This is a genomic window from Streptomyces sp. A2-16 (assembly GCF_018128905.1).
Lineage (GTDB): Bacteria > Actinomycetota > Actinomycetes > Streptomycetales > Streptomycetaceae > Streptomyces.
Genome location: NZ_CP063808.1, coordinates 2,045,410 through 2,057,259, shown reverse-complemented (window position 1 = coordinate 2,057,259; position 11,850 = coordinate 2,045,410). Strand labels below are relative to the sequence as shown.

The window sequence follows — 11,850 nt, the reverse complement described above, 5'->3', positions numbered from 1 at the left end:
TTCCGGTCGGACTCGACGGGCTGTCCCGGGCGGCACGACGGCGGCCGGGACGGCCCAGGTCACCCGAAGGGTGTGCCGATCGAGTTCTGCCTGGCCCGTTCCTCCTGCTCGGTGCTGGTGTAGTGGCCGCTGGTGGTGTGGAGCTTGTCGCTGATGTCCTGGAGCAGACGCTTGAGATTGAGGACCTGGGATCCCCAGCGGACGTCCATGGTCACCAGGGAGCCGGCCGTGGCCCAGGAACCGCCCTCGGCCATGCCCCCGGCGGTGTGCTTGTTCAGGCCCCTGGACGCGCTCAGGCAGTCGTCGTCGGCGCCGTTGTCGACGTTCTCGGTGTCACCACGCAGTTCGACGAGCGCGTTGGCGGCCTCGTCGAGGCGCTGGGTGTCGACGTTGGTACCGCCACCACCGCCACCGCCCCCTCCGCCGCCGTCCGCGGGCACGGAGTTCAGCCGTGTCCGAGTGGATCCGCTGTGCTGCGGCGCATCGAAGGGAGTACTCATCCCTTGTCCCATCCCCGTTGTGACAGTGGTGGACATGCCCGGTTCGCTCACTCGACCGCGGGTTGCGTTGCATCCCTACGAACGTGAGGTGCCCAGGTCGGTCGGGCCGTGCGCCCGGCGCCGTAGGCAAGGACATGCCAATCAAGCAGGCCGAAGATACCGGATCTTCCTTTGCGTGGACCACCGGTCACCGGACCGTGAGACGCGAATGTGAAGGCCGACGCGAACAGCCCAGCGGGCGCCGGCCCGCCGAGCCGTCAGCCATCACCGCGGATCAGGCGTCCGGCGCCGCCAGAACCGCCCCGGACGGCGCCTTCGCACCCACCGACGTGCCGAAGTCGGAGTCCGTCAGGTCCTGCATGTCGTCGCGGGTGCTGTCCTGCTTGATGAAGTGCGGCTTGCCGGTGGTCGCCACGTACCACGTGACGGACTCGCCCTTCTCCGCCAGGACGACTGCCACGGCCGGTTGACCGTTCGCCGTGGTGACCTTGCCCTTGGTGGCCTTGCTGCCGGCGTCGAGGGTGTCCGGGGCGGTGAACTGCTCCTGGTGACACCAGCTGGCGAGCTTCGCCATCAGTGCGTTGCCGGGTGTTCCGTGGGTCCACTTGTCGCTGGAGAAAGCTTGCTTTCCGAGCGCAGAGTTCATTCCTTCGGCGAACGTCGTATCGGGCTTGGCCCAGATGTCGTTGCCCTTGCGGATGACCTCGAAGGAGCCCTTCTCCGAGATCTCTACAGTGCCTACACATTCGGTGGCAGAAAGCCGCAGATCGCTCTTGGTGCCATTGCGCTCCATCTCCTCGCGGAAGGATCCGGCCTCGGCGTTGGTCTTCATGCCGGTGTCGTAGATCTCCTTCGCGGAGAGCTTCTCGATACCGTTCGGCTCGGCGGCGGGACTTGCCTTCGCAGCCTGGGAGGGCATGGGACCGGCTGCTGACTTCGCGGTGTCGCTGTCGCCTGTGCAGGCTGTGAGCGACGTCAGCGTGACGGTGCAGAACAGTGCGACGGTGACACGTCGGATTGACTGGACGTGTGTTTGCATGGATACCCCCGTGGCAATTTCCGATTACGGACGGACATTCTCGATCATCCAATCAAGAGGCCCTCTGGAAATCCAAGTCGGCCCCGATCAGCGGACTTTCCACCCGAACCCTTCGGGGCGTCACGCTGTGATGCTGATGAGTTGTCGCAGCTTAGCGGATTCTGCTTACGCAGCCCAAACCGTGAAAAGCGGTGAAGCAGCAGGAGGAACGGCGGGATGGGGAATCTTCCAACCGCCTCACCGCCAATACTCCACGTAACCCATACGCTTTCTCGATCACCGAACTCAGGCCCGAATTGAATGAAGGGGAACTTGACCGGCTTCAGCGCCTTCGCACCCACGGGCGTCGCGAACAGTCCATCACCGGCGCACACCTGAGCGATGGGTGATTCCCGGAACGGGCTGCTGGGTCCTGCCGCGGCGCCAATAAGGCTTGAGGGGTTGGGGAGACGCGGGCTGCGGCTGCGGTGCTGCCGCAGGGACAGCCGGGCAGGTAGCGGGCCCGCGGGACGCTGTTGTCTCGATGTCGACGCCGATCTCCGCATGGCAGAGCCAGGGAAACGTCTGGCCTCGCGCGCATGGCGCACGACTATCGCGAGGCCTCTCGACCTACCTTCAAAAAGCAGCGTGGGTGCAAAGATGATCAGGCATCCTTGCACCCACACAGCGAGATCCTCGCCGGACCGAACCTGCGGCTACTGCTGCGGCGGCCACTGTGATTGGGGCGAGGTGTTCTGCTGGTAGGGGTTCTGCTGTTGCGGCGAGACGGGCTGCTGGTACGGATTCTGCTGCGGGGGGAGAGGCTGCTGACCGTACTGCGGGTACGCGGCCGGGCCTCCGGGCCCTCCGTTGTTGTTCTTGTTGCGGCGGGACAGCTTCACGATGAGCAGAACGATGAGGCCGACCACGACCAGGGCGACAACGCCCAGGACGACGAAGAAGATCATTTGCTTCTGGTCTGCCTTTTCTTGCTCCGCGGTGGAGCCAGCATCGGAAGCACTGGCGCCTGGAGCAGAGGAGGACGCCTCAGTCTCTGAAACCCTGAGTGGTCCGTACTTCGAGCCTGCCGGGATGTCCGCCGTCAGCGCAGCAAGCGGACGGATAGTTCCGTAACCGTACTTCTCGTCAGGGAGCGATAGGCCCTTGACGGATTCTGGCAGGACGGCTGTCTTTACAAGGCGGTTCGCGATCTGGCCCGCAGTGAGGTCAGGAAACTTGGACCTGAGCAAAGCTGCGGCAGCAGACACGAAGGCGGTGGCATCGGAAGTGCCGTCGCCGATACGCAATTTATTGCCGGGCCAGGATGCACTCACAATACGCGCCGCAGGCGCAGTCAGCAGAACCTCAGGACCGTGGTTTGATCCGCTCCAGAAGGTGCCGTCCTTGCCCACTCCGGCCACCGCGAGAACACCCGGATACTTTGCAGGATATTCAATTTTTGGATCTTGGTCTTGATTTCCTGCACCGGCAACGATCAGAACATCATGCTTCAGAGCGTAAGTGACTGCTTCACGGTCAGCAGGGTCGTCTTTGCCTGTAAACGCCGAAATGTTGACTACTGATGCACCGTGGTCGACGGCATAGCGGATCTCATCAGCAAAACTGAGATCACTGTCAAGATTGTCTCGAATGGGGAGGATCTTGGCTTCGGGCGCCAGTCCCATCACGCCGTCGACCTGACCTGAACCGTGACCGTGACCAGCAATGATCGAAGCCATACCGGTCCCGTGGGTGGGATCTGCATCTGCCGCGGAAGGAGAAGCATCTTCGTCGCCGTCTACGAAATCTTTACCCTGGAGAACATTTCCCTTAAGGTCAACATGTTGGGAATTTACGCCGTTGTCAATGACTGCGACAGTAACACCCTTACCCTCAGAAATTTTCCAGGCGGAATCGGCCTGTAGTGTCTCCAGCGCCCACTGGTCACGTCTGGTCTGGTCGGCGGAAGCAGCCGGGGCTGCGGCAAGGATCAGCGCGCCAGTCAGTGCCACGGCACCCAACGCGTGCACCGTTCGCTTCAAGGCCATTCCGTCTTCCCTATCCCGTTACTGAGCGTGGGCGTGGCCGGAAGCCACGCCCACGCATCCTGTCACGTGCCGGTGAGCCCCGACTGCAGGCGACTACTCAATGACTCGAGGAGCCGCGTTCGTCTGCGGAGTCCAGGTCTCTTCGTCCTCGACCAGGTAGTCGGGACGCTCGCCCTCGTGCTGCTCGTCTTCCTTACGACGGCCAGTGCGCGAGCCAGGGGCACCAGCAATGCCGCCCTTACGGACAGCACTGGCTCCCTTTCCTGCGGCGCCACGGCTGCTGTGCAGACCCGAGCCACCCGCAGTGCCCCTGCCGGCGCCAGCACCGGACTTGGGCGTGCCGCCGACTACGCCACCACGAGCCGTGCCTCCGACCCGTCCGGCCGCGCCCTTGGCTGCACCCGCGCCACCAACACCGCCGGCGCCGGCTCGGCCTGCCATACCGCCGGTGCCAGCACCTGCGCCAGCACGGCCGACCATGCCGCCGCGAGCTGCACCGGCTCCAGCCGCCGCTCCACCGACCGCGCCGCCGACGAAGCCGGCGCCACCAGCGACGCCACCACCAGCAGTTCCGCCACCGACCGTGCTGATACCGCCAGTCGAGGGCGCACCCGTACGACCGCCAGCAACGCCGTCAATCGCAGTACCGACCTCGGGCTGTGGCACCGACGGCTTGTGGGCACCGCCTGTAATGCCCGACGGGGGCGATACTGGCTTTGACTGCGCCACACTGCCGACTTGTCCCGCTCGGGCGCTACCCGACGTAACGGCCTTGGGGCTGCGAGAAGCGCTTTCCGCCGGCACGACTACCGGAGCTGGCGCAACGCCGCCGGGGTCACCTGGATAGTCTTCGTGATCGTCGACCCTGCCCTTGGGCTGCCACGACCCCATCTCCGCAGCCCGACTGTTATAAGCCGCCCCCAACGCCTCCATCTTCACGGCCATCCGAAGCTGCGCCTCGCGCCCCTCCGACAAGCTGCCCGCGTTGCCGTCAAGTGCCGACTGGGAGCTTTCGCCGCTCTTGAGGGCGTTGTTCGCGCCCGAGTCGTCGCGGTCGCCCATGTTGCCGATGTAGTCGAGGGCGCTGGAGACCTTGCCCGGCTTCTCCATCGCCATGACCTGGGGCTTGATGTCGTCGAGCACTGCGGCGGCGCCCTTCAGGGCGACCGAGGTGTGGGTGGCGTACTTGGAGCTGTCGGTGATCTTCTTGCCGATCACCTGGGCCCGTGCCCTGAACAGATCCGCGCTCTGTCCTTCCCAGTGGGCGAGCACGTGCTCGACGGCCGCGTCGAGGGTCTCCTTGATCCCGCCCGGCCCGACCAGGTCCTTGCTGAGGGACTCCCAGGCCGTCGCCACCCGCTTCACGGTGCCCGGGTCGGCGTCACGGACCATGTCCTTCATCTGGTCCATGTCGTAGTTGAGCCCGAACGGCGTGGTGTGCTTCGCCGAAATGCACTGGTTCGTCTCGACGTACTCGAAGTCGTCGATGTCCTTGCCACTCATGTCTACAGCCCCCTCAGATCCACGTAGTCCACGTAGTCCACGTAGCAGGACATCCCGTTACTTCCTGTTGAACGCCGCATAGTTCTCCGCCTCAGCGTCGCTGAACGCGTCATGCGTCCTCTTCGTCTTCTTCCCGAAGTCGTCCAGCACGTCTTCCAGGTGCGCGACGATCTCGTAGAGACGCTCCTTCATCGCTTCGTGGGCGTCGTACAGCGCCTTCGCCTCACCGAAGCCCGTACCCAGCGCGCCCTGCGGCAGGTACGTATTGCCCATGCAGCTCGACTTCGACGTCGTCATGTCCCTGATGACGCCGTTGAGCTTGGTGATCGTCCCCTCGATCTCACTCAGATCGACCTTGTACTGCTCAGCCATGATGCTCAGCTCCCCGTTGACTCCACGTTGTTACCCACACCCTGCTTGCGCCGCCAGTCGCTGAGGACCCGGCCGCCTCCGAACAGCAGCAGCACCAGGGCGAATCCGGCGGCGACCACGTACAGCGCGTACCGCTCCGTTCGTTGCTGTTCGGTCTCACCGAGGACCAGTGTCGCGGCCTGGACGTCGGCGGCACCGCCCGCGCGGTCGGCCGAGTCAGGCTTGGGGCCGTCGGCCGAGGGCACCGTGGAGTCGTCGTTGACCGCCGCGGTGGGGTCGACGACGCCCCAGCCCACGAAGTCGTCACGGCCCGCCTTGGTCCGGTCCGCCGTCTGCTCGATCTGGGTGATGACCTGCTTGTAGTCCCAGTCCGGGTGCTTGGCGCGGATCAGGGCCGCGACACCCGAGACGTACGGCGCCGCGAAACTCGTGCCCTGGTCGACGCAGTTGCCGCCCGTCGGGACGGTCGAGACCATGTCGATGCCCGGTGCCGCGACGCCCACGAACGGCCCCGACTGCGAGAAGGGGGCGCGGGCGTTGTTGCGGTCGGAGGCGGCGACCGCGAGGACACCGGGGTACGCCGCCGGGTAGGTCTCCTTGACCTTGCCGTCCGCACCGTCGTTGCCGGCCGCGGCCACGATCAGCGCGTCCTTCGACTGGGCGAACTTGATGGCCGAGAGGAACTCGGCGTCGACGGACGGGGCCATCTTCGACGCGGTGTCCTGCGAGATGTTGATGACCTGGGCGCCCTGCTCGGCGGCCCACCTGATGGCCTGCGTCATGGTGTTGACATTGCCGCTGCCCTGGTCGTCGTTCTGGCGGATCGGGATGATCGTCGCTTCCGGGGCGAGGCCGATGAAACCGGTGCCGTCGAGCTTCCGGGCCGCGATGATGCCCGCCACCTTGGTGCCGTGGCCCACCTTGTCGATCTTGCCGTTGCCGCCGGCGTGCAGGTAGTCCTTGCCGTTGGCGACGGCGCCGCCCTTGAGCTGCGCGTTGACGGTGTCGACACCGGTGTCGATGACGGCGACCTTGACGCCCTTGCCCTTGGTGGTCTGCCACAGCTGGTCCAGGACCACACGCTGCAGCGACCAGGGCGTCCCCTTGATGATGTCGGACGGGAACGAACAACTGGTGTCGTCGACCTGGAAGCGCACGTCGTCGTCTGCCAAGGTGGTCCGCACTCGCTCCGCGGCGGTGATCGGTGTGGCCCCCGCCAAGGGCAGCCCACAGGCCAGAACCGCCACGGCGGCGGTGCCTGCGGCGCTCCGACGCGCGATGCGCGATGCCCCGGATCCCACTGTGTTACGTCCTCCCGTTTTTGTTCTGCACAGGGCGCATGAACCAGCTGCGAACCGTTCAACCAGCCGCGAACCGTCCAACCGGCTGCGAACCACCCAACCGGCTATCCGCCGTTGATGCGGCTATGAACCGTTGTCGCGGCTATGAACCGTTGACGCGGCTATGCGCAGAAAAGTCCGCACGCCCCGTGAACCGCCGATGGGGGCGAGCGCGCTGTCGCGCACCCGCCCCCATCAGACGATCACGTCAGCCGCCCCAGATCTGGGCGTTCTTCGACTCGGTCGCCTGGTAGTTCTGGGCGGCGCTGTCGAGCGCCTTGGCGATGGCCTCGAGCGTCTGCTGCATGGAGGCGGCACGCTGGTCCCACTCGGCCTGCTTGGCGCGGTAGGACTCCTGCGCCGAGCCTTCCCAGCTGGCGGAGATGCGCTTGACGCCGCTCTCCAGCTCGTCAAGCTGCGTACGGATCTTGCCCGCAGTGCTGCGGACGTCCTGCGCGGCCTGGGAGATCGTGGCGAAATTTACAAGAATCTGCCCGGACATCTCTTCTATGTCTCCTCAGATGTGTGGATGGTCGGTCACGGACGTGCGCCGCGGCGCACGGGTCCGATCATCCGAAGGGGGACGAGGCCGCGATGTTCTGGATGGACGCGCGCTGCTCCTCTTCCGAAGCCGCGTAGGCCTTGGTGCTCTGGTCGATCGCTTCCTTGATGTCGTTCAAGATCTGGTTGATCTTGTTGGCATCCTGGTTCACCTGCGACTGCAGGTTGTTGTACGCGGTGGCCGCCGAGCCCTTCCAGCCGCCCGTGATCGTGTCGATCACGGTCTGCAGGCGGGAGATTTCGCCCTGGATCGAGGAGTTGACCGAGGAGATCTTGCCGCTGAACGCGACCATCTCCTCCTCGGTCATGGTGAACTGCTGTCCAGCCATGTTGTGTCCCCCATGAGACGTAGGAGTTCTGGTAGACCCTGACTCGATACGCCGACACCGAATGGTGGCAGGCGTATCCCGTCCGGTCTGGTTCCACTCTAGTCGCATCCGCCGACAGAGCGAACATCAGTTGGGGCATGTAGCAAGATCGCGATGAAGTCAACTCACCATTTTCACAAGTGCGTTCGTGAAGTGTGAGCGACGGGCGATCCGGCGGCCGGTCTACGAGCCCTGCGCCTGCTCCGCGTTGCCGCTGCTCAGTTCCGGACCCGCGGCGAGCAGGTCCGCCCATGTCGCCGGGACCGACGCCGCGCGGATCTTGCCGTAGCCGAGCCGCACCTGGGAGGTGTTGGTCTGCTGGGTCTGGGAGTCGGCCTTCTCGCCGCCCGTCACCTCGCTGTCGTTGCGCGCGGGGATCGAGTAGCGCAGGCCGGTGTCGGTCACCAGGAAGGTGCTGCCGCCGCCGGCGTCGGTGCCGGTGATCCTCTTGAAGAGGAGACCGCTGCCGGGCGAGACGTAGGTCCTCGAACCGCTCTGGGAGACGTCCTTCGGGAAGTCCTGTCCGGCCCAGACCGACATCAGCGCCGAGCCGGTCTGGTCGCTCTTCTCACCGCCGTGCCAGATGCTGCACGAGGTCTTCTTGCCACCCGTCTCATAGCCGGTGTTGGCCTGCGTCACCAGCGAGTCGGGCCAGTTCTTCCCCGCCAGCCACTCACCGGACTCCGGCTGGATGTCGTTGAAGGCGACCTTCACCGGCTTGGGGTCCTCGGTCCCGTACACGGCACTGATGAAGGGGTTGTACAGCCACATCTGCGCCGTGAAGTCGGAGACCGCCATGACTCCGTTCTTCAGCACGATGAACTTCTGCGTCGAGCTGCCGGAGGGAGCCTCCAGGACGAGACCCACCTTGGAGTACTGGGGAAGCAGACCCTCGATGTTCGCCTCGGCCCCGGCCTGCGCCCCCAGATCCTGCAGCGTGGGGAAGTCGAGGTCGCCCGCGATGTTCAGCGTCCTGATGAAGTCCGCACCGACCTTCTGCGGCTGCACCCCGCTGCCGAACACGGCGCGCTCGATGTTCGACAGCGTCTTCTCGCCCGAGAGCCGCCACGACTTGCCGCCGATCAGGTAGGCCCGCCCGTCCGAGGTGACCATGTACCGCGGGCCACGCCCGATCTGCGGGTCGGTCGGGCCCTCGATGTACAGCACCTGGTTCTGCTTCAACTGCCCGCCGCTCTTCTCGAACAGCTTGGTGTTGTCGCTCTTGTCCAGCACGTACGTCGCGCTGACGGGCTGCCCGTCCTGCCCCGGGGCCTGGCACAGCGCCCAGGTCTTCGCCGTCTTGGCGTCGTCCGCGGACGGCAGCCGGTCCGGGGCGAACGGGATGCCGACGGTCGCGCCCATCGGGTACTTGCTGTTGTCGAGCACCGACTCCTTGATCTTCATGACCTGGGGGTTCTCGCCGTTCAGCAGCAGCTTGGCGGAGGCCAGGTTGAGGACCGGGTGCAGGCTCAGCTTGTTCTCGCCCTTGGTCTTCACCAGCACGTAGCGCGTCGTCGACTCGCTGCCGACGAGGATGTTCTTGCCCTGGCTGTCCCAGCCCTTGGGCGCGGTCGGGCTGAGCATGCCCCAGGCACCGAATCCGATGAGCACCAGTGTGGCCACACCGAGACTCGGCAGGACGGTCTTCAGGGGGCGCGGTGCCGCCTCTTCCGAACCGTGCGGCGACGGCTGAAGAAACGCCGCCACCGTGCGCCTGCGCGCGAAGGAGTAAGCGTTCAGCTCATCCCGACGTGTCGCCATCGATGGGTCAACTCCCCGTTATTTCGCTTTGCTGCCGAATGCGGAACTCCCCAGGGCCGCCCGGTACTCCGTGGCGTTTGCTCCTGCAGGGGCCTCTACTATGCCGTGTGACGATCGCACCGTACGGTACGGGGTACGGTGATCCGCCGCCAGCTCGAGTCGCGGCCAGACAATGCAAAGGGGTTGTACCGGGGGATGAGCACTGCGACCAGGTCCCGGCGCCGTAACGGCAGCCGTCGTACCCAGGAGAACCAGGGGCCAGGACCGGGGCCGGAACCGGCACAGCCGTCCACGCCCCGCAGTCCGGCCTCGCCGTCGCTCGCCCGGCGCCCCGGCAGCATCGGCCCCATCCGGGTCCAGCAGCTGGTCGGCTTCGAACTGGCCGCCGCGGTCCTGCTGATCGGCTGGCTGCTGCGCCCCATCGGTCTCACCGTCGGCATCGTGCTGGCCGTCCCGCTGGTCCTCGCCGGACTGCTGCGCCGGCGCGGCCGCCCGCTGCCCGAGTGGTTCAGCACCGCCCGCGCCCTCCGGGACCGCCGCAAGCGCAACGCCGAACCCGTCCCGCCCGGCACCGACCCCGGCTTCGCCCCGGCCGTCGAGTGCGACCCGGCACTGCGCACCTACAGCTTCCAGGACCGCGAGCAGCGCGAGATCGGCATGCTCGGCGACGGCACCTTCCTCACCGCGCTGGTCCAGGTGCAGGCGGCCGACACCCCCCTGCGTCCTTCGTACGGCACCGGCGACATCCCTCTGGATCTGCTGCAGGGCCTGCTCGAGGTGGACGACATCCGGCTCGCCTCGGTCCAGATCGTCCAGCACACCCAGCCCGCGCCCGCCCCGCACCTGCCCCCGCAGGCCATGGCCGTGCGCTCCTACGGTCCGCTGCAGGCCCAGAGCATGACGCCCGGGCTGCGTATCACCTGGGTCGCGCTCAAGCTCGACCCGGAGCTGTGCCCGGAGGCCGTGGAGGCCCGCGGCGGCGGCATGCAGGGTGCCCGGCGTGCGCTGCTGCGCGTCGCCGACCAGCTGGCCAGCCGGCTCATGGGGGCCGGCATGCAGGCCAAGGTGCTGAGCGAGTCGGACATCTGCGGGGCCATCGCGACCTCCAGCTGTGTCAACCCGATGGCCACCACCGGCGGTGCCGCGATGGACGGCAGCCGCTCGGGCCGCCGTACGGCCGAGACCACCCGCACCTGGCGCTGCGACGACCGGCTGCACACCACGTACTGGGTCTCCAAGTGGCCGCAGTTCGGCGGCGGCGGACCGGCGTTCCCGCGGCTGGTCGGTGCGCTGACCTCCGCGCCCACGCTCGCGAGCACCTTCTCGCTCACCATCAGCAGGCGGCGCGGCAAGGTCCTGGCCCTGTCCGGGCACGTGCGTCTGACCGGCCGCGGTGAGAACGAACTGGGCGAGGCCGCCGAGCACTTGGAGCGGGCGGCGTCCGCTTTCAAGGTCGGTCTCGTACGGCTCGACCGTGAACAACTGCCCGGAGTCCTGGCCACCCTGCCGCTGGGAGGTACCCGCTGATGTCCGCTCCCACCGTCCGTCCCTCGGGCCGCTCCGGCTTCGGATCGTCGTCGACGCCGGGCTTTCCCGGACAGCGTCCCGGGCATCTGCCCCGCTCCCCCGAGCCCGCCCGGTTCGGCCCCGAGCGCCGCCTGCGGACGGCCTTCGGTCTGCTCGGCCCCCGGCGTGAGCGGCACCTCGTCGACGCCGATGTGCTGTCGCAGCTGACCCTGCCGGTCGGCGACGACGGGCTGATCCTCGGCATCGACCCCGACAACCGGCCCGCGGTGCTGGGGCTGTGCCGTCCCACCCGCCTGGACATGGTCCTGGTGGGCGGCACCTGGCTGGCTCAGGTCATCGCCCTGCGCGCGGCGGCGATCGGCGCCCGTGTGGCCGTCGAGACGGCCCGTCCGCAGCTGTGGGCGCCGATGGCGCAGGCGGCCGGCGGCGGCCAGCAGTGCGTGACCGTCCACCAGGTGGGGCGGATCGCCCCGCAGGGCCCGTCCCCGGCCAGCCCGGTGCTCATCATCCGCGACCTCGGCATCCGCCCGCCGCGCAGCCGTCTCACCACGGCGCCCTGGCAGTCGGTGCTGACCCTGCTCCCCTATCTCGGCCCCACCGCCCCGCGGCTGCTGGCCAACGCGGACGTCGTCGGCGTACAGCGGATCTCCCCGCAGGAGTCCGAGGTCGTGGGCAAGTCCATGCGGTTGCCCCAGGGGGACGCGGCGTCGCTGCCGTCGCTCTCCGACAATGTCGCCCTGTGGTGCACCCAGAAGCACCGCCAGTACGTGATGACCCAGCCCACCGACGCGGAGACCGGTCTCCTCGGAGCGCCCCGCCGGATGGACTGACGGGCGGGGTCCTGGTGCGGTC

The 11,850-nt window shown here is 66.9% G+C and carries 11 protein-coding genes; 2 read left to right on the top strand and 9 right to left on the bottom strand.

Annotated elements, in window-relative coordinates:
• Nucleotides 1-59: 59 nt before the first annotated feature.
• The 9 genes from IOD14_RS09460 to eccB all read right to left on the bottom strand — a co-directional run bounded on the left by IOD14_RS09460 (nucleotide 60) and on the right by eccB (nucleotide 9,471).
• Nucleotides 60-500, bottom strand: coding sequence for a hypothetical protein (locus IOD14_RS09460; protein WP_249125876.1), 441 nt, complete (start codon nucleotides 498-500; stop codon nucleotides 60-62).
• A gap of 274 nt (nucleotides 501-774) precedes the next feature.
• On the bottom strand, nucleotides 775-1,419 hold the full coding sequence (locus IOD14_RS09455) for a hypothetical protein (RefSeq protein ID WP_212670041.1): 645 nt from the start codon (nucleotides 1,417-1,419) through the stop codon (nucleotides 775-777).
• A gap of 815 nt (nucleotides 1,420-2,234) precedes the next feature.
• Nucleotides 2,235-3,566, bottom strand: a complete 1,332-nt coding sequence (mycP, locus tag IOD14_RS09450) for a type VII secretion-associated serine protease mycosin (RefSeq protein WP_212670040.1) — start codon at nucleotides 3,564-3,566, stop codon at nucleotides 2,235-2,237.
• Between the two features lie 93 nt (nucleotides 3,567-3,659).
• Entirely contained in the window at nucleotides 3,660-5,069 is a 1,410-nt protein-coding gene (locus IOD14_RS09445; RefSeq protein ID WP_212670039.1) for a hypothetical protein, read from the bottom strand.
• Nucleotides 5,070-5,126: 57 nt separating this feature from the next.
• Nucleotides 5,127-5,441 carry a hypothetical protein gene (locus tag IOD14_RS09440; RefSeq protein ID WP_020122655.1) on the bottom strand — a complete coding sequence of 105 codons (315 nt, stop codon included), beginning with the start codon at nucleotides 5,439-5,441 and terminating at the stop codon, nucleotides 5,127-5,129.
• Between the two features lie 5 nt (nucleotides 5,442-5,446).
• Nucleotides 5,447-6,613: a type VII secretion-associated serine protease mycosin gene (gene mycP, locus IOD14_RS09435; protein WP_249125875.1), complete on the bottom strand. Its 1,167-nt coding sequence runs from the start codon at nucleotides 6,611-6,613 to the stop codon at nucleotides 5,447-5,449.
• Between the two features lie 376 nt (nucleotides 6,614-6,989).
• Nucleotides 6,990-7,283: a WXG100 family type VII secretion target gene (locus IOD14_RS09430; RefSeq protein ID WP_007385065.1), complete on the bottom strand. Its 294-nt coding sequence runs from the start codon at nucleotides 7,281-7,283 to the stop codon at nucleotides 6,990-6,992.
• Nucleotides 7,284-7,350: 67 nt separating this feature from the next.
• On the bottom strand, nucleotides 7,351-7,671 hold the full coding sequence (locus tag IOD14_RS09425) for a WXG100 family type VII secretion target (protein WP_007385064.1): 321 nt from the start codon (nucleotides 7,669-7,671) through the stop codon (nucleotides 7,351-7,353).
• Between the two features lie 222 nt (nucleotides 7,672-7,893).
• Nucleotides 7,894-9,471, bottom strand: a complete 1,578-nt coding sequence (gene eccB / locus IOD14_RS09420; RefSeq protein ID WP_123991949.1) for a type VII secretion protein EccB — start codon at nucleotides 9,469-9,471, stop codon at nucleotides 7,894-7,896.
• 195 nt (nucleotides 9,472-9,666) lie between these two features.
• On the opposite strand from eccB, the gene eccE reads away from it, so the two are divergent.
• Nucleotides 9,667-10,998, top strand: a complete 1,332-nt coding sequence (eccE, locus tag IOD14_RS09415; RefSeq protein WP_123991948.1) for a type VII secretion protein EccE — start codon at nucleotides 9,667-9,669, stop codon at nucleotides 10,996-10,998.
• A complete protein-coding gene (locus IOD14_RS09410; protein WP_123991947.1) occupies nucleotides 10,998-11,828 on the top strand; it encodes a hypothetical protein in 831 nt (276 codons plus the stop codon). The genes eccE and IOD14_RS09410 overlap by 1 nt, the downstream gene beginning before the upstream one ends.
• Nucleotides 11,829-11,850: the final 22 nt, after the last annotated feature.

What these genes read in the sequence shown, in the direction of transcription:
- IOD14_RS09430 (WP_007385065.1), bottom strand. Translation starts at nt 7,283, where the DNA reads ATGTCCGGGCAGATTCTTGTAAATTTCGCCACGATCTCCCAGGCCGCG.
- IOD14_RS09425 (WP_007385064.1), bottom strand. Translation starts at nt 7,671, where the DNA reads ATGGCTGGACAGCAGTTCACCATGACCGAGGAGGAGATGGTCGCGTTC.
- IOD14_RS09445 (WP_212670039.1), bottom strand. Translation starts at nt 5,069, where the DNA reads ATGAGTGGCAAGGACATCGACGACTTCGAGTACGTCGAGACGAACCAG.
- IOD14_RS09460 (WP_249125876.1), bottom strand. Translation starts at nt 500, where the DNA reads ATGAGTACTCCCTTCGATGCGCCGCAGCACAGCGGATCCACTCGGACA.
- mycP (WP_212670040.1), bottom strand. Translation starts at nt 3,566, where the DNA reads ATGGCCTTGAAGCGAACGGTGCACGCGTTGGGTGCCGTGGCACTGACT.
- IOD14_RS09455 (WP_212670041.1), bottom strand. Translation starts at nt 1,419, where the DNA reads ATGCCCTCCCAGGCTGCGAAGGCAAGTCCCGCCGCCGAGCCGAACGGT.
- eccB (WP_123991949.1), bottom strand. Translation starts at nt 9,471, where the DNA reads ATGGCGACACGTCGGGATGAGCTGAACGCTTACTCCTTCGCGCGCAGG.
- eccE (WP_123991948.1), top strand. Translation starts at nt 9,667, where the DNA reads ATGAGCACTGCGACCAGGTCCCGGCGCCGTAACGGCAGCCGTCGTACC.
- IOD14_RS09440 (WP_020122655.1), bottom strand. Translation starts at nt 5,441, where the DNA reads ATGGCTGAGCAGTACAAGGTCGATCTGAGTGAGATCGAGGGGACGATC.
- IOD14_RS09410 (WP_123991947.1), top strand. Translation starts at nt 10,998, where the DNA reads ATGTCCGCTCCCACCGTCCGTCCCTCGGGCCGCTCCGGCTTCGGATCG.